Source organism: Bradyrhizobium japonicum USDA 6 (assembly GCF_000284375.1).
Classification (GTDB): domain Bacteria; phylum Pseudomonadota; class Alphaproteobacteria; order Rhizobiales; family Xanthobacteraceae; genus Bradyrhizobium; species Bradyrhizobium japonicum.
Map to the genome: position 1 here is coordinate 6,700,650 of NC_017249.1, position 21,295 is coordinate 6,721,944.

20 protein-coding genes are annotated in these 21,295 nt (G+C 64.4%); 12 read left to right on the plus strand and 8 right to left on the minus strand.

The window, feature by feature from the left end; translation table 11 throughout:
* Window positions 1-98 precede the first annotated feature (98 nt).
* The 4 genes from BJ6T_RS31540 to BJ6T_RS31555 all read left to right on the plus strand — a co-directional run bounded on the left by BJ6T_RS31540 (window position 99) and on the right by BJ6T_RS31555 (window position 4,236).
* The gene (locus BJ6T_RS31540) at window positions 99-872 is read left to right on the plus strand and encodes a Crp/Fnr family transcriptional regulator (RefSeq protein ID WP_014496617.1); all 774 of its coding nucleotides are present in this window, start codon (window positions 99-101) and stop codon (window positions 870-872) included.
* A gap of 165 nt (window positions 873-1,037) precedes the next feature.
* Window positions 1,038-2,459 carry an ABC transporter substrate-binding protein gene (locus BJ6T_RS31545; RefSeq protein ID WP_014496618.1) on the plus strand — a complete coding sequence of 474 codons (1,422 nt, stop codon included), beginning with the start codon at window positions 1,038-1,040 and terminating at the stop codon, window positions 2,457-2,459.
* Window positions 2,456-3,367, plus strand: a complete 912-nt coding sequence (locus tag BJ6T_RS31550; protein ID WP_014496619.1) for an ABC transporter permease — start codon at window positions 2,456-2,458, stop codon at window positions 3,365-3,367. Before BJ6T_RS31545 ends, BJ6T_RS31550 begins: the two co-directional genes overlap by 4 nt.
* A complete protein-coding gene (locus BJ6T_RS31555) occupies window positions 3,364-4,236 on the plus strand; it encodes an ABC transporter ATP-binding protein (RefSeq protein ID WP_014496620.1) in 873 nt (290 codons plus the stop codon). The genes BJ6T_RS31550 and BJ6T_RS31555 overlap by 4 nt, the downstream gene beginning before the upstream one ends.
* 130 nt (window positions 4,237-4,366) lie before the next feature.
* On the opposite strand, the gene BJ6T_RS31560 is transcribed toward BJ6T_RS31555, so the two are convergent.
* The 7 genes from BJ6T_RS31560 to BJ6T_RS31590 all read right to left on the minus strand — a co-directional run bounded on the left by BJ6T_RS31560 (window position 4,367) and on the right by BJ6T_RS31590 (window position 10,656).
* Entirely contained in the window at window positions 4,367-5,425 is a 1,059-nt protein-coding gene (locus BJ6T_RS31560) for a YeiH family protein (protein WP_014496621.1), read from the minus strand.
* 111 nt (window positions 5,426-5,536) lie between these two features.
* On the minus strand, window positions 5,537-5,755 hold the full coding sequence (locus BJ6T_RS31565) for a hypothetical protein (protein ID WP_014496622.1): 219 nt from the start codon (window positions 5,753-5,755) through the stop codon (window positions 5,537-5,539).
* A gap of 164 nt (window positions 5,756-5,919) precedes the next feature.
* On the minus strand, window positions 5,920-6,633 hold the full coding sequence (locus BJ6T_RS31570; RefSeq protein ID WP_014496623.1) for an ABC transporter ATP-binding protein: 714 nt from the start codon (window positions 6,631-6,633) through the stop codon (window positions 5,920-5,922).
* Window positions 6,630-7,385, minus strand: coding sequence for an ABC transporter ATP-binding protein (locus BJ6T_RS31575; protein ID WP_014496624.1), 756 nt, complete (start codon window positions 7,383-7,385; stop codon window positions 6,630-6,632). Before BJ6T_RS31575 ends, BJ6T_RS31570 begins: the two co-directional genes overlap by 4 nt.
* Before the next feature lie 2 nt (window positions 7,386-7,387).
* Window positions 7,388-8,407 carry a branched-chain amino acid ABC transporter permease gene (locus BJ6T_RS31580; RefSeq protein ID WP_014496625.1) on the minus strand — a complete coding sequence of 340 codons (1,020 nt, stop codon included), beginning with the start codon at window positions 8,405-8,407 and terminating at the stop codon, window positions 7,388-7,390.
* Window positions 8,404-9,306: a branched-chain amino acid ABC transporter permease gene (locus BJ6T_RS31585; RefSeq protein ID WP_014496626.1), complete on the minus strand. Its 903-nt coding sequence runs from the start codon at window positions 9,304-9,306 to the stop codon at window positions 8,404-8,406. The genes BJ6T_RS31580 and BJ6T_RS31585 overlap by 4 nt, the downstream gene beginning before the upstream one ends.
* A gap of 90 nt (window positions 9,307-9,396) precedes the next feature.
* Window positions 9,397-10,656 (minus strand): ABC transporter substrate-binding protein, encoded by a 1,260-nt coding sequence (locus BJ6T_RS31590; RefSeq protein ID WP_028169605.1) that lies wholly within the window; start codon window positions 10,654-10,656, stop codon window positions 9,397-9,399.
* A 172-nt stretch (window positions 10,657-10,828) separates the two neighbouring features.
* Here BJ6T_RS31590 and BJ6T_RS31595 point away from each other — a divergent pair, with 172 nt between their 5' ends.
* The 4 genes from BJ6T_RS31595 (at window position 10,829) to BJ6T_RS31610 (ending at window position 15,697) form a co-directional block, all read left to right on the plus strand.
* Window positions 10,829-12,322, plus strand: a complete 1,494-nt coding sequence (locus BJ6T_RS31595) for an AMP-binding protein (RefSeq protein WP_014496628.1) — start codon at window positions 10,829-10,831, stop codon at window positions 12,320-12,322.
* Entirely contained in the window at window positions 12,319-12,960 is a 642-nt protein-coding gene (locus BJ6T_RS31600) for a TetR/AcrR family transcriptional regulator (RefSeq protein WP_014496629.1), read from the plus strand. The genes BJ6T_RS31595 and BJ6T_RS31600 overlap by 4 nt, the downstream gene beginning before the upstream one ends.
* Window positions 12,957-14,867 (plus strand): flavin-containing monooxygenase, encoded by a 1,911-nt coding sequence (locus BJ6T_RS31605; protein WP_014496630.1) that lies wholly within the window; start codon window positions 12,957-12,959, stop codon window positions 14,865-14,867. Before BJ6T_RS31600 ends, BJ6T_RS31605 begins: the two co-directional genes overlap by 4 nt.
* Window positions 14,868-15,061: 194 nt before the next feature.
* Entirely contained in the window at window positions 15,062-15,697 is a 636-nt protein-coding gene (locus tag BJ6T_RS31610; RefSeq protein ID WP_014496631.1) for a 2-hydroxychromene-2-carboxylate isomerase, read from the plus strand.
* A gap of 3 nt (window positions 15,698-15,700) precedes the next feature.
* Here the strand turns inward: BJ6T_RS31610 and ald are convergent, their stop codons facing one another.
* Entirely contained in the window at window positions 15,701-16,816 is a 1,116-nt protein-coding gene (gene ald, locus BJ6T_RS31615) for an alanine dehydrogenase (RefSeq protein WP_014496632.1), read from the minus strand.
* A 133-nt stretch (window positions 16,817-16,949) separates the two neighbouring features.
* Here ald and BJ6T_RS31620 point away from each other — a divergent pair, with 133 nt between their 5' ends.
* From BJ6T_RS31620 to BJ6T_RS31635, 4 genes are all read left to right on the plus strand, one after another.
* Window positions 16,950-17,429, plus strand: a complete 480-nt coding sequence (locus tag BJ6T_RS31620) for an Lrp/AsnC family transcriptional regulator (RefSeq protein WP_014496633.1) — start codon at window positions 16,950-16,952, stop codon at window positions 17,427-17,429.
* Window positions 17,430-17,572: 143 nt separating this feature from the next.
* Entirely contained in the window at window positions 17,573-18,064 is a 492-nt protein-coding gene (locus BJ6T_RS31625; protein WP_014496634.1) for a (2Fe-2S)-binding protein, read from the plus strand.
* Window positions 18,061-19,077: an FAD binding domain-containing protein gene (locus tag BJ6T_RS31630; RefSeq protein WP_014496635.1), complete on the plus strand. Its 1,017-nt coding sequence runs from the start codon at window positions 18,061-18,063 to the stop codon at window positions 19,075-19,077. The genes BJ6T_RS31625 and BJ6T_RS31630 overlap by 4 nt, the downstream gene beginning before the upstream one ends.
* 7 nt (window positions 19,078-19,084) lie before the next feature.
* Window positions 19,085-21,289 carry a xanthine dehydrogenase family protein molybdopterin-binding subunit gene (locus BJ6T_RS31635; RefSeq protein WP_014496636.1) on the plus strand — a complete coding sequence of 735 codons (2,205 nt, stop codon included), beginning with the start codon at window positions 19,085-19,087 and terminating at the stop codon, window positions 21,287-21,289.
* The last annotated feature ends 6 nt before the right edge of the window (window positions 21,290-21,295 follow it).

A 21,295-nucleotide genomic window follows, 5' to 3' on the forward strand; every position in this document is an offset into this window, starting at 1 on the left:
GACACCGATGTGAGCGGCAGCGGCGTGCTACAAGCGCCCCCCATCTGGCACGGACATTGCTCCTCTTTAGAACGATTTGAACGTTCCGGAGGCAGACGATGTTGCAGGCCGCCAATGTGGTTCGCGGGACGGTTCCCGCAACGGTCCGGCCGGCCGGCAGCTCGTCGCTGCTGCTCACCGAGAACCAGCAATGGATCGGCGGACCGCCGCCGCTGATGGACAAGCTGTCACCGCGCGAGCGGGAGCTGGTGCTGAAGCAGGGCCGGCGAAAGGTGCTCAACCGCGGCCAGACGCTGTTCAGCCAGGGCGGCAAGCATGACGGTATCTGGCTGATCGAGAGCGGCCGCATCCGCGTGTTCTACACCTCGCCGCTCGGACGCGAGATCACCCTGGCCTATTGGCACGTCGGCAATTTCGTCGGCGGGCCCGAAGTGTTCGAGGGCACCGTGCATCAATGGTCCGGCGTCGCATCCAGCAATTGCAGCGTCGTGCACCTGCCCGGAAAGGAGCTGCGGTCGCTTGCCGCAGAGATCCCCAACCTCGCCATCGGCCTCATTGAAGGCCTCACCTTCAAGGGCAAATGCTATTCGGCGCTGGCGCAGATGCTGGGAACACGCTCGATCACCCAGCGCCTCGCGCATCTTCTGCTGCATCTGGTCGAACTCTACGGCGTCGAGGATGCCGACGGCCGGGTGATCGCGGCGGCCTTCACTCATGCCGACATCGCCCACATGGTCGGCGCGACCAGGCAATGGGTCACGATCAGCCTGAAACGGATGCAGGAGAAGGGAATCGTCGTCACCAAGCGCTCGCAGATCGTGGTGTGCCGGGCCGACGCTTTGGAGGAGATGCGCGGCCAGAGCGGCGACTAGGGTCGATGCACAGGCAAGCGGCTTTATAGTGCAGGACTGCCCAAGGAGTATGCAATCAGCTTTTCCCGGCAACTAATCGACTGCGGCGGTCACTCCGGATTTGCCCTGCCCGCGGCCTCACCCAATCATGGCAACCACAGCACATCCAACCGAATGAGGATGAGAATGGTCCGCCATCTTCCCACGCTCTCGATCGCGATGTCGGTGACCTCGCTGGCGCTACTCTTGGCGCAGCCGGCCTTGGCGGAAACCGTCACGCTCGGCATTGGAACGCAGGACACCACGACCAACACGGTGACCGCCGGCGTCGTCATCCGGCAGCTGCATCTCCTCGAGAAATATCTGCCGAAGGACGGCAAATACGCCAACATCAAGTTCGAGCTGGAGTGGCAGAATTTCACCTCCGGCCCGCCCGTCACCAACGCGATGATGGCGAACAAGCTGCAGATCGGCATGATGGGCGACTATCCGCTGATCGTGAACGGCTTCACCTTCGAGAGCAATCCGGAGAGCAAGAGCCGCCTGATCGGCGTGGCCGCCTACAGCCTGTCCGGCTCCGGCAACGGGCTCGTCGTCCACAAGGACTCGCCCTATTACGATCTCGCCGATCTCAAGGGCAAGCTCGTCAGCGTGCCGTTCGGCTCGGCCGCCCACGGCATGGTGCTGAAGGCGATGCAGGACCGCGGTTACGCCTCCGACTTCTTCCAGCTCGTCAGCCAGAGCCCCGAGGTCGGTTCGACCAATCTGCAGGAGAAGAAGATCGACGCGCACGCCGACTTCGTCCCCTTCGCCGAGCTGCTGCCCTTCCGCGGCTTCGCGCGAAAAATCTTTGACGGTGTCGAGACCAATCTGCCGACCTTCCACGGCATCGTGGTCCGCACCGACTTCGCCGAAAAATACCCTGAGGTCGTCGTTGCCTACTTCAAGGCGCTGATCGCCGCCAACCAGTGGCTGCGCGACGATCCCAAGCTCGGCGCCGAAAAGATCCAGGAGTGGACCGGCATCAACAAGGAAGTCGTCTATATCTTCCTCGGTCCCAGCGGCAACATGACCACCGATCCCACGGTGAAGCCGGCGCTGATCGATGCAGCCGCGACCGACGTCAAGGTGCTGCAGAATCTCGGCCGCATGAAGGAGTTCGATCCGAAGAAGTGGGTGGATGATTCCTACATCCGCAAGGCCTATGCCGAGATGAAGCTCGACTATGACGCCCAGCTTGCGAGCACCAGGAATTACGAGATCACGGGCGAAGATTCCTTCTGCAAGAAGCCGATCACCGACCCGCGCAAGGCCGGCGAGGTCTGGGTCGACGATGCCGGCATCCTGCCGTTTGCGTCCGCAGCGTGCACATTAGGGGCCTATGCCGACTACAAGGCCAAAGGCAAGAAGATCAACGTCGCCTACGTCTTCGACACCACGCGCGGAATCAAGCTGTTCGCCGACCAGGCCTTCTTCGCGGTCGGCAACGGTGAGGTCGCGCCGTTCCTGCTGAAGAAGGACGCGGAAGCCCATGCCGCCAAGATCAATGGCAAGGTGCTCGGCTTCGACGACGCGGTGAAGGCGGCGGTCGGCGGAGGCAAGACGTGAGCAGTCCCGCCCTCGTCAGACATCCCGAGGACAGCATGCCGGCAGCAACAGCAATCGCCGAGGCGGGCCCCGTGCCCGCCCCTTCCCCGCCCGCGACACCGCCTTCGTTCGGCACGCTCGCGCTGCGCTGGTACCGGCTCAATCGGGCGGGGCTACGCGCGACGGCGATCGGCATCATATCTCTGCTCGCCTTCCTGCTGGTGTGGCACCTGCTCACGACCTATCGCGTCGTGTTCTTCGTGCGCTTCACCAACGTGCCCTCGCCGCTCGCGGTCTATGCGAGCTTCACCAAGGCGATCCACGATCCCAAATTCCTGCTGCACATCCTCTTGAGCTGCCGGCGCATCCTGTTCGGCTTCTCGCTCGCGGCGGTGGTCGGCGTACCGCTCGGCCTGATCATGGGCCGCTTCAAGCTGGTGCATGAAATCATCTTCCCGGTGGCGGAGGTACTGCGGCCGATCCCGGCAATCGCCTGGGTGCCGATGGCGATCATGCTTTGGCCGACCAACGAGCAGAGCATCGTCTTCATCACCTTCCTCGGCGCGTTCTTCCCGATCCTGGTCAACACGCTGCATGGCATGTCGCTGGTCGATCCCGTGCTGGTGCGCGCCGCGCAATGTCTCGGCGCGCGAGAACGGTCGATCTTCCGCGAGGTGTATTTTCCAGCTTCGATGCCGCACATCTTCACCGGCCTCACCGTCGGCATGGGCGTGGCCTGGGTGTCGCTGATCGCCGCCGAGATGATCTCGGGTCAATACGGCATCGGCTATTTCACCTGGGAGGCCTATTCCCTTGTCCAGTATGCCGACATCGCGCTCGGCATGATCGCGATCGGCGTGCTTGGCCTTGGATCGAGCCTGCTTATCAGGGGCGCCGGGCAGTTGGTGATGCCGTGGAGGCTAAAATGAACGAAATCCTGACCAAAGCACCGCAGGGCCATATCGAGGTCAGGAATTTCTCCCTCAGCTATGAGAGCATCGATGGACCGGTGCAGGCCGTCACCGATACGCAGATTCATGTGAAGCCCGGCGAGTTCGTCTCGATTGTCGGCCCCTCCGGCTGCGGAAAGTCGACGCTGCTCAATGCCGTTGCCGGCTTCCTCAAGCCGACCACCGGTGTAGTCACCGTCGACGGCGAGCGGGTCAACGGCCCCAGCGCCGAGCGCGGCATGGTGTTTCAGCAATATTCGCTGTTTCCGTGGAAGACGGTGCGGGAGAACGTCGAGTTCGGCCTGAAGATGCGCGGCATGCCGCGCTCCCAGCGCGAGCGCGCGGCGCGCACGCTGCTCGGGCTCGCGGGGCTCGAGGCCTTCGAAAAGCATTATCCGGAAAAACTCTCCGGCGGCATGAAGCAGCGCGTCGGCATCGTCCGCGCGCTCGCCACGGGCCCGAAGGTGCTGCTGCTGGACGAGCCCTTCGGCGCGCTCGACGCGCAGACGCGCGTGATCATGCAGCAGATCCTCACCAACATGTGGCAACGGCTGAAGATCTCGGTGCTGTTCGTCACCCACGACATCGACGAAGCCATTTTCCTCTCCGACCGCGTCTACTGCATGACGGCCCGCCCCGGCTCGATCAAGGCGGAAATCCCGATCCCGCTGGAGCGGCCGCGGCAGCAATCGATGATGATGTCGTCGGAGTTTTTGGCGCTCCGCCGCGGGCTGATGTCGCTGATCCGCGAGGAGAGCCTGAAGGCGATGGGCGGCGAGATCAGCGACATGGGCATGCAAGGGCTGAACATCGAGCTGCATGGGCATTCGCTGGCGGATGTGATTTAGGCGTTGCCGAGAGACGCGATCTCGTAGGGTGGGCAAAGCGGAGCGTGCCCACCAATCTTGTACATGTGCCGAATTGAATGGTGGGCACGGCGCTTCGCGCCTTTGCCCACCCTACGGCAGTTTCGCTTAATCACTTAAACCAGTGCACCAGCGCGATGCTGATGCCGAGCAGCAGCATCAGCGACAATGTCACCGCCGCGGTTACGCGGCCGCCGACATTCGCCAGCACCTTCACATCGACGCCCAGCCCCAGCGCGGCCATGGAGACGACGGTGAGGAAGCTCGTGATCTTCGTCACCGGTCCCACCACCGTGCCGGGCACGATCTCCAGCGAACGCAGGGTCGCCAGCGCAAGGAAGCCGAGGATGAACCAGGGGACCAGGCGGAAGAAGCCGACATTGGATTTCTTGGCGCCGGCATGCCAGCGCGAGGCGACCAGGGAGAGACCGACGACGACGGGCCCGAGCATCAACACGCGCATCAGCTTCACTAGCGTGCCGATCTGCGTCGAGATGAGCCCGGCCGGCACCGTCGCGGCCAGAACCTGCGGCACGGCGTACACGGTGAGGCCCGCGAGGATGCCGTACTGCGTGGCCGACAATTGCAGCAGCGGAATCAGCAGCGGCAGGCCCAGCACCATCATCACGCCGAGGATGGCGGTGAAGGAGATCGAGGATGCGATCTCGTCGCTGTTGGCGCCGATGATCGGCGCCACGGCTGCGATCGCGGAATTGCCGCAGATCGAGTTGCCGCAGGCGATCAGGATCGACAGGCGCGTCGACAGGCCGAGCAGCCGGCTGATCCCGAAGGAGACGCAGAGTGCGACCACGACGACCGCGGCGATCGAGGCGAGCAGCGCGATGCCGGAAGCCGCGATCGCAGCAAAGCTGATGGAGGCCCCCAGCAGCATGACCGCGACTTCGAGCAGCTGTTTCGCGCTGAAGGCGATGCCGGCCTGCCAGCGCGGCGCGGGTTTCCAGAAGCTGCGCAGCGCCATGCCGAGTAGGATGGCCATGACCAGCGCCTCGACATAGGGATGCTCGAAAACGCCCAGCTCCAGGTGCTCGAGCAGGGCCGAGACACCGGCGACGGCGATGCAGAGGAGGATGCCGGGAATCAGCGCGACGACGCGGCTAAGGGCAGTGGTCGGCTTGGCGTCGGTCGGGCTGGATGCTTGATTCTGCGACACAAATCTCTCCCAGAGGAGAAAGATTTATACGCACCACGCTCTCACTGGGGAACAAGTTTTCGGCATATCAGGGCCGAGAGAAATTCTCTCCTCAGCCCGGAATAAGCGGGATCAGAAGATCAGGCTCTTGGCGAGCGAGGCGACCCGGCTGAAGCCGTCATAGATGCCCGGCTCGAAGAAGGCCGCGCGCGCCAAAACGATGCCCGCGACCAGCGACCAGAACACCGTGGTGCCGGCCCGCAGCAGGAGCTTTGAGGCGCGCGACTTCGGCTGGGCGTCCGTTGCGGACACCAGCTGCTCGCCGAAGGGTTCAAATCCGGTGCGTTCCATGGCCGTCAATCCATCAAATCGTGATGGGAATGTCGTCGTTTCGGCCCCAAACGGCAATGGAAGCGATTGGCGTTTTTGCCCTGCGGAGGGGAAACTCCTTCCGTCGGGCACCCCCGAGGCAATAGTTTTCTTCTTTTGCCCTATTCGGGCACCGTAACCACGGCTTAGAGGGCCAGATAACGCCGCCGGATCGCGTCGTTGGCCTTCAGCTCGTCGATCCCGGCGGCATAGACGATCTGGCCCTTGTCGATGACCGTGGCGTGGCTGGCAAGCCCGAGACAGAAATGCATGTTCTGCTCGGCGATCAGGACGGTCGCACCGAGCTGGCGGAGCTGCCGCAACAGCTCGCCGATCCGCTGCACGATGATCGGCGCGAGGCCTTCGCTCGGCTCATCGAGCAGCAACAGCGCCGGGTTGCCCATCAGCGTGCGCGCGATGGCGAGCATCTGCTGCTCCCCGCCCGAGAGACGTCCGGCAATGCGATGGCGCAGCGGCTCCAGCAGCGGGAAGACGTCGTAGATGCGCCTGATCGGCCACTCGTCCTGGCCTTCCGGCCCCTTCTTGCGACCGATGACGAGATTGTCCTCGACCGTGTGCTCCGGAAAGATCTGGCGATCCTCCGGCACGAAGCCGAGACCGGCGCGCGCGATATGGTGCGGCTTCTGGCCCGAGATCACCGCGCCGCGCAGGCTGATCCTGCCCCGCCGCGGTGGCGCCAGTCCCATGATCGCCTTCATGGTCGTCGATTTGCCCGCGCCATTGCGGCCCAAAAGCGCCATGGTCTCGCCCTGCCGCACCGAGAGGCCGACGCCGAACAGGATCTGGCTCGTGCCATAGTAGACGTCGAGATCGGCGACTTCGATAATGGTCGCGCTCATGCGGCAGCCCCCGCATGTTCGGTGCCGAGATAGGCCTCGATCACGGCACTGTTGTTGCGGATTTCGTCGGGCGTGCCGGTCGCGAGGATGCGGCCGTAGCAGAGCACGACGATCTTTGGGGCGATCTTGAACACGATGTCCATGTCGTGCTCGATGAAGACGACCGTGATTTTCTGCGTCTCCCAGAGCTCGCGCACCTTGTCGATCATGCGCCAGCGCTCTTCCGGGCCCATGCCGGCAGTCGGCTCGTCCAGCAGCAGAACCTTTGGTTCGAGCACCAGCGCAAGTGCGATGTCGAGCAGTTTCTGGTCGCCATGCGACAGCGTTGCGGCCGTGCGATTGCGCTTTCCCGCGAGGCCCAGCAGCTCCATCACATGCTCGGCGCGGTCGCGCGTCTCGGGCAACGGAAAGCGCTTGTGCAGCACCGCGGACGAGCGCTGATCGGCGCTGACGGCGGCGAGCATGGTCTCTTGCACCGTCAGTGACTTGAAGATGCTGGCCACCTGGAAGGCGCGGCCGATGCCGTGGCGCACGATCTCCGGCGGCGAGCGGCCGGCGAGATCGATGCCGTCGAGCAGAACCTGACCGGAATCCGGCCTCAAGGCGCCCGTAATCAGGTTGAAGAACGTGCTCTTGCCGGCGCCGTTCGGGCCGATCACCGCGGTGAGCGAGCCGTCGGGAAAGTCGAGCGTGACGTCGTTGGTCGCCTTCACGCCGCCGAAGGATTTTGCGAGGTTGCGGATCTCGAGCATCGCTAGCGCCCCTCGCCTGCGTCGCGCCGGTGCGAAAACCAGTCGGCGACGAAATCCAGCAGGCCTTTGCGCAGGCCCAGCGCGAAGAACAGGATGACCACGCCGAGCACGATGCCGTGGTACTCGGTGAAGCGCGTGACGGTGTCGTTGAGCAGAAGCAGCAGCACGGTGCCGACCATCGGCCCCAGGAAGGTCGAGACGCCGCCGAGCATGTTGATGAAGATGCCCTCGCCCGAGATCGTCCAATAGGCGAATTCCGGATAGGCGCCGGAGACGAACAGCGCCATCACCATGCCGCCCATCGACGCGAACAGCGCCGCCAGCACGAAGACTGTCAGCTTTGCCCGCCAGACGTCGATGCCGAGGAAGCTCGCGCGCGCGGCGTTGTCGCGGATCATGCGCAAGGTGTAGCCGAACGGCGATTGCGCGATCTGGCGCATCGCGAGCAGGCCGAGGATCAGGAGCGCGCAGCTCGCGACATAGAGATGGACGTGGTTGGCAAGATCGATGCCGAGAAACACGGGTCGCGGAATGCCGCCGCGCAGGCCCTGGTCGCCGCCGGTGAAAGACGCCCAGGACAAGATGGTCGAGTGGATCAGCATCTGGAAGGCGAGTGTGACGAAGGCGAAATAGATCTCCTTCAGCCGCACGCAGATCGCGCCGATGATTGCCGCGATCACCGCCGTGATCGCCAGCGTCGCGATGAAGGCCACGGGAATCGGCACGCCCAGCTTCTGCATGATCAGGCCGAAGCCGTAGGCGCCAAGGCCGAAGAACATGCCGTGGCCGAACGAGGTCAGACCGGTGTAGCCGACCAGCAGGTTCAGCGAGGTCGCGAACAGGCCGTAAGCCGAGCAGCGGATGACGAAATCGAGCAGCGCCTTGCTGCCCGTGAACAGCGGCAGGCTCGCCAGCACGGCGAACGCGATCACGGCGATCAGGACGTCGCGATAGCGTTGCAGCGCCGCACCGCTGCGCACCGGCGCCAGCGTCTCGGCGCGTCCGGCCTCGAGCTCAGTCATGCCGCCTCCTTGCCGAACAGGCCGGTGGGCTTGGAGACCAGCACGATCACCATGAACAGATACATCAGGCCTTCCGTGAACAGGGGAAAGCCGAGCGAGCCGAAGGAGCGGATAAGGCCGAGCAGCAGCGCGCCGATCAGAGCGCCCAGGATCGATCCCATGCCGCCGATCACGGTGACGATGAAGGATTCGATCAGCACCGAAAATCCCATGCCGGGCGTGAGCGAACGCACGGGCGCCGCGAGCGCACCGGCAAGGCCAGCCAGCATGCCGCCGAGCGCGAACACGCCCCCATAGATCAGGCCGGTGTTGATGCCGAGCGCCGAGACCATGCCGGGATTATGTGCCGCCGCCCGGATCACCTTGCCGATGCGGCTGCGCGAGAGCCCGATGCCGAGCACGATCGCCGCGACCAGCGCGACGCCGATCAGCAGCAGGTAATAAGGCGGAACAACGCCGCCGGCGATGAACAGCGGCATCACCTGGAATGCCGCGGGCATGCCCATCGACCTGAATTCCGGCCCCCAGATGATGCGCACGACATCGTCGAAGATCAGCACGAAGGCGTAGCAGACGAGCAGCTGCATCAGCACGTCGGCGCCATAGACGCGGCTCATGAAGACGCGCTCGAAGATCAGGCCGAGAAGCGCGGTCCCGGCCGCCCCCGCGAGCATCGCAAGCGCAAAGCTCCCGGTAAGCTGATAGGCCGTCATCGCGAAATAGGCGCCGAACATATAAAAGGCGCCGTGGCTGAAATTGACGACCTTGAGCACGCCGAAGATCAGCGTCAGCCCGACTGCGACCAGGAACAGGAGCATGCCGATGATGAGGCCGCTGGTGGTTTGCGTCACCAGGCAGGCGGAGCTGGAGAGGCAGCCGGCGAGCGCGTCGAGATCCACGGGAGCACTTTCATTGCGACGCGCCGGACCTGGCGCGGAGAGCCAAATAGAAACGGCGGAGACGGTCGCCCGTCCCCGCCGCGCATCGGATCAGGTGTAGCCCTTGCTCTTCTTCCACTCGGCCTCGAGCTCGAAGATGGTCTTCCAGTCGCCGGCCCTGACCTCGGGCACGTAGGGCTCCTGCGGGATCGTGGTGCCCCAGCCGATGGCATAGCCGACCAGCGTGTGGTCGTCGCCGCGCATCGTTACGGTGCCGTCGGCGCCGAACGGGCACTTGATGGTGAGGCCCTTCAGCACCTCCGCGATCTTCTTGCCGTCGGTGGAGTTGGCCTTCTTGGCGGCTTCGGCCAGGAACATCACGGCCGTTGCGTTCTGCCACGACCAGTTGGTCGGGTACTCGTTGTATTTGGCCTTGTAGGCATCGCCCCAGGCGGCGTTCTCCGGCGTGGTCGGGAAGGTCTTGATGTAGCGGTTGCCGGAGTGGATGCCTTTGGGCAAGTTCTTCACCACGGTGAGCGCGGTGTAGTCGGCCATGTTGACCGCGAACACCTCCATCTGGCCGAACATCGCGTAGATGTTGGCCTGGTCGATATAGGAGGTGAGATCGCCGCCCCAGAGGCAGGAATACAACGCCTGCGGCTTGGCCTGGAGGATCTTCGTCACCACTTCGGTGTAGTCGGGCTGGAACAGTTTTGGCCAGGACTCGCTGATGATTTCGACGTCGGGCGCAAAGCGCTTCAGGTACAGCGTGAACTCACCGGTGGTGTCGCGGCCATAGGCATAGTCCGGCGAGCAGGTCGCCCATTTCTTCAGGCCCTTGGCTTTCGCGATCGAGGCGGCATAGCTGCCGCCGACGATGGAATCGTGGATGCCCTGGCGCACGCAGCGGAACGCGTTCGGGATGTGCTGCTTCGGATCAGCCGTGAGCGAGGACGCCTCCGAGCAGGTGTGGACGCAGAGCACACCGAGATCGCGCGCCACTTCGTGAACCGCAAACGATCCGGACGACGCCTCGCCGTCGATCAGCCACTCGCAACCATCCGTGTTGACGAGCTCGCGCGCGACGCGGGCGGCTTCCTGCGGCTGGCCCTTGGAGTCGCGGATCACCATCTCGATCTGACGGCCGGCAAGTCCGCCGGCAGCGTTGACCTTGTCGACCTCGAGCATCACCGCATTGCGCGACGATGTGCCGAGCTGCGCGACGCGGCCCGACAGAATCGTCGGCATGCCGATCTTGATCGTCTTGGCTTGCGCGCGCGCCACCCACGGTGCGGCAACACTCATCGCACCGGCACCCATCAGCGCCAGCGTTGAACGGCGGCTGATGCCCGGCATGCGGGTTCTCGTCATTTTCCCCTCCCTCTTTCGGGTCGGCGTTTCCTGGTCCCTTGCCGGAGATCGTCTCGTCTCCGTGTTCCCAACAATTTCAGAGGCAGGGGGTGACGTCAAGCCAAAGATGAATTACGAGTCATAATTCATCAAAGGAGGAAGCGAGGCCGGTAATCGGCCCAAAACCCGCAAAATGATCAATCTTTCGAGCTTCATCACCTTTCATGCCCGGCGCACGCCGGACCGGCCCGCGCTGAAATATCGCGGCGAGGAGATCTCCTACGCCGATTTCGATGCGCGCATCCGGCAAGCGGCCGGCTGGCTCGTCGCGCAGGGCATCGGCGCTGACGACGTCGTGGCCGTGCTGATGAAGAACAGCGCGGCGTTCCTGGAGCTCATCTTCGCCACCAGCCATCTCGGCGCGGTGTTCTTGCCGATCAATTTTCGACTGTCACGCGACGAGGTCGGCTTCATCGCCGGCAATGCCGGCGCGCGGTTGTTGATCGTCGATGAAGAACTCGCCGCGAATGCAGCGGGCGCGAAAATTGTCGTGCTGAACGAAGCCGCGCAGCAAAGCATCACGCACCTCGCGGGCGAGGCCGCACCCGCGCCGATGCACGTCCGCGCGCCGTCCGACCTGATGCGGCTGATGTACACCTCGGGTACGACCGACCGCCCCAAAGGGGTGATGCTCACTTACGATAATTTCTACTGGAAGTCCGCCGACCAGACCATCGCGCTCGGCATCAGCGCCGAGACCCGACTGCTCGTCGTCGGCCCGCTCTATCACGTCGGCGCGCTCGACCTGCCGGGCATCGCCGTGCTCTGGCATGGCGGCTTCATCCGCATCGAACGCAGTTTCGAGCCGGAGACCGCGCTTGCGGCGATCGCCGAGGACAAGCTCAACGCCGCATGGTTCGCGCCTGTGATGACCACCGCGATGCTCACCTGCCCCACCCGCGATCGCTACGACGTCTCCAGCCTGAGATGGGCGATCGGCGGCGGCGAGAAGACGCCGGAGGTGCGCATCCGCGCGTTCTCGGAGTTCTTCCGCCATGCGCGCTACATCGATGCCTATGGCCTCACCGAGACCGTCGGCGGCGACACTTTCATGGAAGCCGGCCGCGAGATCGAGAAGATCGGCTCGACCGGGCGCGCCATCGCCCATGTCGAGATCGAGATCCGTGACGAGGACGGAGAGAGGCTGCCGCCGAACGTCAATGGCGAGATCTGCCTGCGCGGACCGAAAATCACGCGCGGCTATTGGAAGGATTCGCAGAAGACGGCGGCGGCCTTCTTCGGCGATTGGTTCCGCAGCGGCGATGTCGGCTATCTCGACGAGGAAGGCTTCCTGTACCTGACCGACCGCAAGAAGGACATGATCATCTCGGGCGGCGAGAACATCGCCTCCTCCGAGGTCGAGCGCGTCATCTACGATTTGCCCGAAGTGCGCGAAGTCGCAGTGATCGGGCTGCGCGATGCGCGCTGGGGCGAGCGGCCGGTCGCCATCGTCGTGCTGGCCGAAGGCGCGAGCCTTGAACTCCCTGCCCTCACCGAGCACTGCCGCGCGCGCCTGGCGAGCTTCAAGGTGCCGAAGGAGCTCGTCATCCGCGACAGCCTGCCGCGGAATCCGAGCGGAAAGATCCTCAAGCGCGTGCTGCGCGCCGAGCTGGAGACCTCTGAATGACGCAAGCGAATGCCAAGGTCACAAAGCTCAACCGCGTCGAGCGCAACGCCTGGACCAAGCAGAAGATCTTTGACGCCGCCACGAAGGTCGTCGGCAAGCATGGCTACGCCGAGGCCTCCGTCGCCCGCATCACGGAAGAAGCCGGCGTCGCGCAAGGCACCTTCTACAATCATTTCGAGAACCGGCAGCAGCTGCTCGACCAGCTGCTGCCGAAGATCGGCCTCGACATGGTGGAATTCATCCGCGCCCGCACCGGCACCGCCGATGCCGCGCGGCAGGAGATCGCGCGCTTTTCCGCCTTCTTCGACTTTATCCGCGAGGTGCCGGAGTTCCTGCGCATCCTCAACGAGGCCGAATTCTTCGCGCCCATCGGCTACCAGAAACATCTCGACAACATCTCGGTCGCCTATGTCCGCATCTTGCGCCGCGCGCGAACGGCCGGCGCGATCGAGGATTACAGCGACGAGGAATTCGAGGCCATCGTCCACATGCTGATGGGCGCGCGCGGCTATCTCAGTCGCCGCTACTCCTATTCGGCAGGCGGCGTCACCGCCGTGCCCGACCACGTCATCTCCGCCTATCGCAAGCTGATGACGCGCGGCCTCTTCAGTGCATCCGGAGATCAGGACACGCCATGAACATCGCATCTCCACCAAAGCCGCTCGATCTCGTCTCCGCGATCGCCGAAGGCGATATCCGCTGCCTGCTGATGGTGCTGGTGCACATGACCGGCGATGAGCGCTGGCTCGAGCCGCCGTACCTGCCCAAGCGCGACATCCGCCTCATTCCCGATCCGGAAGCCGGCGTGCCCCGGGAGGTCCAGGACGAGATCCGCGCCGCAGTGGTCAAGCTGTTTGCCGGCGACACGCCAAAACCTGTCATCACCGATCCCGGCGAAGCGCTGCTGCTCAAGATGATGCGCGCCTGCCTCGGCGAGAACGTCGCGCCGGAATATGCACCGCTGATGCGCGAGGAGATGGGCTTTGTGGCGCGCGAGCCGCAGTGGACGAAGCGTCCTTCCGACGAGAAGCTTGCCGCCCAGCATGTGCTGATCGTCGGCGCCGGCGTCTGCGCCATCGCGCTCGGCGTCGCACTCGGCCATCTCGGCATCCCCTACACCATCGTCGAGAAGAACGAAGAGCTCGGCGGCACCTGGTGGATTAACCGCTATCCCGGCTGCGGCGTCGATACGCCGAACCATTCCTATTCCTACTCGTTCGGCTCGGGCAATGCATGGACGCGCTATTTCTGCCAGCGCGAGGAGCTGCTCGGCTATCTGCTGACAGTCGCCGAGGAATACGGAATCCGCAAGCATTTGCGGGTCAATACCGAGCTGACAGCGTCGCGCTGGGACGAAGGCAAGCGGCGCTGGATCTCGACGCTGAAGACCCAGAACGGCGAAGAGACTTTTGAATCCACCGCACTGGTCTCAGCCATCGGCCAGCTTAACGATCCCTCGCGCGCGCATTTCAAGGGCGAAGACAATTTCAAGGGTACGATCCTGCATTCGGCCCTGTGGTCGGACGACGTCAATCTCGAAGGCAAGCATGTTGCCGTGATCGGGACCGGCGCGACATCGATGCAGCTCGTGCCGTCAATCGCCGGCCGCGTCGCCTCCGTCACGATCTATCAGCGCAGCGCGCAATGGGCGCGCCCTGTGAAGGGCTATTCCGATCCGATCAGCGAGGGCGCGCGCTGGCTGCTCGCGCACCTGCCGTTCTATGTGCAGTGGTATCGCTTCAACATGTTCTGGCGCTATGGCGACGGCCTGCTGCCGTTCCTGCGCAAGGACCCGGCCTGGCCGCATCCGGAGCGCGCCGTCAACAAGGGCAATGACCGGCATCGCCAGGAGCTGACCGATTTTATCCTCACCGAGCTGAAGGACCGCCCCGACTTGATCGCCAAATGCGTGCCGACCTATCCGCCCTATGGCAAGCGCATCCTGCTCGACAATAACTGGTTCAGGACGCTCACGCGGGACAATGTCGGGCTCGTCACCGACACGATCGATCATTTCGATCGCGACGGCATCGTCACCGCTGACGGCGAGCACCGCCCCGCCGACATCATCGTCGTCGCCACCGGTTTCAAGGTGACGGAGATGGCGGCACGCCTCAACATCAGCGGCCGCGGCGGCAAGGATCTGCGCGAGGCCTGGGCCAACGACAATCCGACGGCGTTCCTCGGCCTCACCGTGCCGGACTTTCCGAACTTCTTCTGCATGCTCGGCCCGAACTCCGGCCCCGCCCATGGCGGCAGCGTCATCTTCCAGTCGGAATGTCAGAGCCGCTATATTTCCGCCTGCCTCGCCGACATGATCGAGCAAGACGTCGCCGCCATCGACGTCCGTCAGGACGTGCTCGACGACTACGTCCGCAAGGTCGATGCCGAGCACGAGGCGATGATCTGGACCCATCCCGGCATGAGCACCTATTATCGCAATTCGAGCGGCCGCGTGTTTTCGGCAATGCCCTGGCGGTTCGTGGACTACTGGCGCATGACGCATGACCCGGATCTGGGGCAGTATAGGCTGACGAAGGGGTAATTGTTGTCGCCACCGCCCAGCTATAGCGTTGGCGCTGCGCTCTCACCACGTCGTCATTGCGAGCGCAGCGAAGCAATCCAGAGTCTTTCCGCGGAGACAGTCTGGATTGCTTCGCTACGCTCGCAATGACGGAATATGCGGCATGAGCCTCCCGTATGGCAGGCAACGCCGCGCGTTCGAAAGGAAGTACGCCAATGCCCAGGCCGCTTGTCCGCATCTACACCGACTACAAGAGCCCTTACGCATTCGTCGCCAACAAGCGCCTGTTCGAACTCGAGGAGACGCGCGGCGTCGAGCTCGAATGGCTGCCCTATACGCTGCGCGTCGCCGAATTCATGGGGACGGTCGAGGAGCGCACGCCGCATTTCTGGCGCAAGGTGCGTTACGCCTATATGGACGCGCGGCGCTATGCTAATGCGCAAGGGCTCGTCATGAAGGGGCCACGCCGGATCTACGACGCCTTCTATTCCAGCGTCGGCATGCTGTTCGCACAACGGCTCGGCATCTTCCGCCCTTATCACGACACGGTGTTCCGCAAATTCTGGAGCCATGAGCTCGAGATCGACGATCTCGCCGCAATCACGGACGTCATCACCGCGTGCGGCGGCTCGGCGAGCGAGTTCGAAGCCTACGTCAACGGCTCTGCCCGCGTCGAGCACGACCGCATCATCGACGAGGCCGAGGCACTCGGCGTGTTCGGCGTGCCGACCATGGTGTTCAACGGCGAGCTGTTCTGGGGTGGTGATCGCATCGACATGCTGATCGAGCGGATCGAGCGTCCGGAAACGATCGAAGCCGCGCTTGGCAGCCGCCACCGCAAATCAGTGTAGCCATTACGCGGCGAGGCCGCTCTCGACCGGGGTAAATTCCAGCCCAAGGCTCTCGGCAACCGCCTTGTTGGTTATGCGGCCACGATGCACGTTCAGTCCGTTGCGCAAATGCGGATTTTCCAGGACCGCGGCAAAGCCCTTGTTCGCGAGCATCAGGCCGAACGGCAGCGTCGCGTTGTTCAGTCCCTGGCTCGACGTCACGGGCACCGCGCCCGGCATGTTGGCGACGCAATAATGCACGACGCCGTCGACCTGATAGGTCGGATCGGCGTGCGTTGTCGGATGCGAGGTCTCGAAGCAGCCGCCCTGGTCGATCGCGACGTCGACCAGCACGGCGCCCGGCCGCATCGACTTGAGCATCCCGCGCGTGACGAGCTTTGGTGCACTGGCGCCCGGCACCAGCACTGCCCCGATCACGACGTCGGCGGCGAACACCTCGTCCTCGACTGCCTCGATGGTCGAGAAGCGGGTGCGCACCCGCCCGAGAAAGACATCGTCCAGCTCGCGCAGACGGGGAACCGAGCGATCGATCACAGTGACTTCCGCACCGAGACCCGCCGCCATGCGCGCGGCCTGCGTTCCCACCACGCCGCCGCCGAGCACGACGACGCGCGCCGGCTGCACGCCGGGCACACCGCCGAGCAGCACCCCGCGGCCGCCGGCTGATCGCTTGAGCGCGGCGCCGGCGGCTTCGATGGCGAGGCGGCCGGCGACTTCGCTCATCGGCGCAAGCAGGGGGAGGTGACCGGCCGCGTCGGTGACGGTCTCATAGGCGACCGCAGTGCAACCCGAGGTGAGCAGGCCCTTGGCCTGTTCGGGATCCGGCGCAAGATGGAGGTAGGTAAAGAGGATCTGACTTTCGCGAAGCTGGGCCCATTCGCTTTTCTGCGGCTCCTTCACCTTCACGATCATGTCGGAGCTGTCGAAGATGTCGCGGGCGTTCTCCGCGATCGCGGCCCCTGCCCGCTGGTACACCTCGTCAGACGCGCCGATGCCGCTGCCGGCGCCGGTCTCGACCGTCACCTGGTGCCCGGCCGCGACATATTCGCGGACGGCGCCTGGGGTGAGCCCGACGCGATATTCCTGCATCTTGATCTCCTTGGGCACACCGACGCGCATTTTGGGCTCCTTTTGATTCACCTCACGATCGTAACGAGGTGGCCAGTTTGGTTTCGTGCAAATATCCGCTAGCTTCGACCTCCCCGCGCCGGTTTCCGGCGTGCAAACGCCCTTTCACGCTGGAAACGAAACCTTGGCCCTCGACCGGAAAGATCTCGCCATCCTCGCGGAACTCACCACCAATGCGCGGGCCAGCCACACCGAGCTCGCCGCGAAGGTCGGACTGTCAAGCACGGCGCTGGCGCGGCGGCAGAAGGCGCTGGAGGACGACGGCTACATCCAGGCCTACCAGGCCGCGCTCGATCTCGCGCAATTCGGCCTGACCACGACGGTGCTGGTCCGCATTGCGCTGGAGAGCCAGAGCGACGAGGCGCTGAAGGCGTTCGAGGCGGAGGTGGTGAAATGTCCGTCCGTCGTGCGCTGCTTCCTGATGTCGGGCACCGACGACTACATCCTGATCGTGCTGGCCCGCGACATCCAGGATTTCGAGCGCATCCACCGTACCGAGTTGTCGCGCCTGCCGCGCGTGGCGCGGGTCCAATCGAGCTTCGCGCTGCGCGAGATCGTGAACCGCGCGGTGCCGACCGTGGTTTTCGGCGAAGCCAAGCGCTGACACTGTGTCGCGGGCGCCGTAATTCCCGGCAAGGAACCAAGCAGCCGGTCGTAAGTTGGACGCCATTGGCAAGCGGAGGCGACGGCGCCTCCGCGTCAGCTCGGCTGACGTCTCGGCTCGGTCGCCGTCGCAGGGAGCAGGACATGAGCGATGTCACGCACGAGATTCCCGAACGCATTCCAGTTCATATCGTCGTCAATGGCGTCGGCCACACGCTCGATCTCATGCCCTGGACCACGCTTCTGGATGCCCTGCGTGACCATCTTGCGCTGACCGGCACCAAGAAAGGCTGCGATCACGGCCAGTGCGGCGCCTGCACCGTGCTGATCGACGGACGGCGCGTCAATTCCTGCCTGACGCTCGCCGTCATGAAGGACGGTGCCGAGATCACGACCATCGAGGGGCTTGCCAAGGACGGGACGCTTCATCCCGTGCAACAGGCGTTCATCGACCACGACGCCTTTCAGTGCGGCTATTGCACGCCGGGACAGATTTGCTCGGCGGCGGGCCTTTTGGCCGAAGGCCGCGCCCGGGATGCCGACGAGATCAGAGAGCTGATGAGCGGAAATCTCTGCCGTTGCGGCGCCTATCCGAACATCGTCAGCGCGATCCAGCAGGCAATGGGCCGACCATGAACAACTTCCAGTATTCCCGCGCCACCGACATCGCCGATGCGATCCGCCTGCTGACCGCCGATCCCGGCGCCAAGCTGATTGCCGGCGGCACCAATCTGATCGACCTGATGAAAGAAAATGTCGAGCGGCCCTCCCGGCTGATCGACATCTCCCGTCTGCCGCTCCGCGACATCGAGGAGACGGCCGACGGAGGGCTGCGCATCGGCGCCTTGGTGCCGAATTCGGACCTCGCCTACCATCCGCTTGTCGAGCAGCGCTATCCCCTGCTCGCCGCCGCCATCCTCGCCGGCGCTTCCGCGCAGTTGCGCAATATGGCCTCCGTTGGCGGCAACCTGATGCAGCGCACGCGCTGCGCCTATTTTTATGACACGGCGACGCCCTGCAACAAGCGAGAGCCGGGCAGCGGCTGCTCGGCAATCGACGGCCTCAACCGCAACCACGCAATCCTCGGCGCGAGCGCGTCCTGCATCGCGACCAACCCGTCCGACATGAGCGTTGCACTTGTCGCGCTCGGTGCGCTCGTGCACATCGCAGGTCCCTCCGGCCAGCGCACGATCGCATTGACCGATTTCCATCGGCTCCCGGAGGATAATCCCCATGTCGATACAAATCTCGGCACCGGCGAGATCATCGCGGCCGTCGAACTGCCCAAGCATGGCTTTGCCCGCAACTACAGCTATCTGAAAATCCGCGACCGGCTGTCCTATGCTTTTGCTTTGGTCTCGGTCGCGGCCGCGCTCGAACTGGATGGCAACGCGATCAGCGAAGCTCGCCTGGCGCTCGGCGGCGTGGCTCACAAGCCCTGGCGCAGCCTTGAGGCCGAAGCGGCGTTGCGCGGCCGGGCGGCGACGCCGGACCACTTTTCGCGCGCGGCCGATCTGCTGCTGCTCGGGGCAACGGCCCGCGCGCATAACCGCTTCAAGATCGAGCTCGCACGCCGCGCCATCGTGCGTACGCTGATACAGGCCGCGAGCGCCACGCCACAATCACAGGCTCACAAGAAAATCGCGTGAGGGACCGATGAACGCCTATGTCGGAACGCCAACGTCCCGCGTCGATGGCCGCGCCAAGGTCACCGGAGCCGCCAAATATGCCGGCGAATTTCCGGCGGACGGCCTCCTCCATGGCTTCGTCGTCGAGGCCACGATTCCACGCGGACGCATCGCTCGCCTCGACGCCAGCGACGCGCTGCAAGTGAAGGGCGTGGTCGACGTGCTCACGCATGTGCATCGTCCGCCCCTCGCCGACAATGACGATGCCTGGAAGGACGAGGTGGCGCCGGAGAAGGGCTCGCCTTTCCGCCCGCTCTATGACGACAGGATCAGGTTCAACGGCCAGCCGATCGCGCTCGTCGTGGCGGATGACTGGGAAACCGCCAAATTCGCCGCGACCCGCGTGCGTGTTGAATACGAGCGGGAGGCATTTGCGACCGATCTCGAATCCGAACATGAGAAGGCCGGCAAAGTGGATCGGCCGCACCAGCCGCGCGGCAACGCTGCCGCGGCGCTGGCTGGGGCCGCTGTCCGGCACCAGGCGGATTACGTCCTGCCGACCGAGCACCACAACCCGATGGAGCTCTATGCGACCACGGTGGTCCGCGACGGCAGCGGCAGGCTTACCGTCCATGACAAGACGCAAGGTGTCCAGAACGTCCATAAATTTCTATGCAGTGTGTTCAACAAGAAGCACGATGACCTCCGCGTGGTCTCGCCCTATGTCGGCGGCGCCTTCGGCTCCGGATTGCGGCCGCAATACCAGGTCGTGCTGGCGGTGCTTGCCGCGCTCGAACTCAAGCGATCCGTTCGTGTCGTGCTGACACGGCATCAGATGTACGGGCTCGGCTACCGGCCCATGACCATCGAGCGTGTCGCGCTCGGCGCAAAGCCCGACGGCACGCTCGATGCCGTCACGCACGAGGCCACCGCCGTGACGTCGCGCTACGAGGATTTTTCGCGCAATGACACCGGCTGGGCGGAACAGCTGTACAAGAGTCCGAACAGCCTCTTCTCCCACAAGCTCGTCGAGCTCGACCTCTCCACACCCTGCGACATGCGCGCGCCCGGCGCCGCGTCCGGCGTCTGCGCGCTCGAATGCGCCATGGACGAGCTGGCCGTCGCGCTCAAGCTCGACCCGATCGAGCTACGGCTGAAGTGCTATTCGGACCGCGACCAGAGCGAAGACCTGCCCTACACCAGCAAGCAGCTGCGCGAATGCTACGCCCGCGGCGCGGACGCCTTCGGCTGGACCCGGCGCAATCCTGCGCCGCGCTCCATGCGCGACGGCAAGGAGCTGGTCGGCTGGGGCATGGCGACGGGGGTGTGGGAGGCGCTTCAGATGCCGGTCGCCGTCCGCATCGTGCTGACGTCGAACGGCCATGCCGAAGTATCCTGCGCCGCCTCCGATATCGGCACAGGCACCTACACCATCGTGGCACAGGTGGCCGCCGACGCACTCGGGCTGCCGATCGAGAATATCGACGTGAAGCTTGCCGATTCGACCTTGCCGCAGGCCCCCGTCGAAGGCGGTTCCTGGATGGCGGCGTCGAGCGCGCACGCCGTGCTGGGCGCGGCCGAAGACATTCGCCTGGAGCTCGCACGGCTCGCCAAGGCGATGCCCGCCTCGCCCCTCGGCGGCGTCGATGCGCCCGACGTGATCCTTGTCGACGGCGCGATCGCCAAGGCCGGCGACAAGGCTCGTGCCGTCTCGATCGCCGATGCGATGCGCCATGGCAAGCTCGAGCGGATCGAGAAGCAGAAGCTCAATCATTTCGCGGAGGACAGGTCGCACGCGCGCAACACCCATTCGGCGGTCTTCGCCGAGGTCAAGGTCGACGAAGAATTGGGCGTCATCCGCGTCACGCGCGTCGTGAGCGCGGTCGCAGCCGGCCGTATCCTCAATACCAAGACCGGCCGCAGCCAGATCATGGGCGGCGTGGTCTGGGGCATCGGAATGGCGCTGCACGAGGAGACGGTGATGGATCACCGCTTCGGCCGGATCATGAACGCGAACATCGCCGAGTACCACATTCCCGTGAATGCCGACGTTCACGACATCGACGTCATTTTCGTCGACGAACCCGACGACCGGATCAACAGGCTGGGCGTCAAGGGCCTTGGCGAGATCGGCATCGTCGGCGTGCCTGCGGCAATCGCGAACGCGATCTATCACGCCACCGGCAAGCGCATCCGGCGCTTCCCGATCACGCTGGACAAGTTGCTGGACTGATCGCCC

Excerpts from the sequence above, each read along its gene's own strand:
- BJ6T_RS31540 (WP_014496617.1), top strand. The coding sequence starts at position 99 with ATGTTGCAGGCCGCCAATGTGGTTCGCGGGACGGTTCCCGCAACGGTC.
- BJ6T_RS31545 (WP_014496618.1), top strand. The coding sequence starts at position 1,038 with ATGGTCCGCCATCTTCCCACGCTCTCGATCGCGATGTCGGTGACCTCG.
- BJ6T_RS31555 (WP_014496620.1), top strand. The coding sequence starts at position 3,364 with ATGAACGAAATCCTGACCAAAGCACCGCAGGGCCATATCGAGGTCAGG.
- BJ6T_RS31565 (WP_014496622.1), bottom strand. The coding sequence starts at position 5,755 with ATGGAACGCACCGGATTTGAACCCTTCGGCGAGCAGCTGGTGTCCGCA.
- BJ6T_RS31570 (WP_014496623.1), bottom strand. The coding sequence starts at position 6,633 with ATGAGCGCGACCATTATCGAAGTCGCCGATCTCGACGTCTACTATGGC.
- BJ6T_RS31575 (WP_014496624.1), bottom strand. The coding sequence starts at position 7,385 with ATGCTCGAGATCCGCAACCTCGCAAAATCCTTCGGCGGCGTGAAGGCG.
- BJ6T_RS31580 (WP_014496625.1), bottom strand. The coding sequence starts at position 8,407 with ATGACTGAGCTCGAGGCCGGACGCGCCGAGACGCTGGCGCCGGTGCGC.
- BJ6T_RS31590 (WP_028169605.1), bottom strand. The coding sequence starts at position 10,656 with ATGACGAGAACCCGCATGCCGGGCATCAGCCGCCGTTCAACGCTGGCG.
- BJ6T_RS31595 (WP_014496628.1), top strand. The coding sequence starts at position 10,829 with ATGATCAATCTTTCGAGCTTCATCACCTTTCATGCCCGGCGCACGCCG.
- BJ6T_RS31600 (WP_014496629.1), top strand. The coding sequence starts at position 12,319 with ATGACGCAAGCGAATGCCAAGGTCACAAAGCTCAACCGCGTCGAGCGC.
- BJ6T_RS31605 (WP_014496630.1), top strand. The coding sequence starts at position 12,957 with ATGAACATCGCATCTCCACCAAAGCCGCTCGATCTCGTCTCCGCGATC.
- BJ6T_RS31610 (WP_014496631.1), top strand. The coding sequence starts at position 15,062 with ATGCCCAGGCCGCTTGTCCGCATCTACACCGACTACAAGAGCCCTTAC.
- ald (WP_014496632.1), bottom strand. The coding sequence starts at position 16,816 with ATGCGCGTCGGTGTGCCCAAGGAGATCAAGATGCAGGAATATCGCGTC.
- BJ6T_RS31625 (WP_014496634.1), top strand. The coding sequence starts at position 17,573 with ATGAGCGATGTCACGCACGAGATTCCCGAACGCATTCCAGTTCATATC.
- BJ6T_RS31630 (WP_014496635.1), top strand. The coding sequence starts at position 18,061 with ATGAACAACTTCCAGTATTCCCGCGCCACCGACATCGCCGATGCGATC.
- BJ6T_RS31635 (WP_014496636.1), top strand. The coding sequence starts at position 19,085 with ATGAACGCCTATGTCGGAACGCCAACGTCCCGCGTCGATGGCCGCGCC.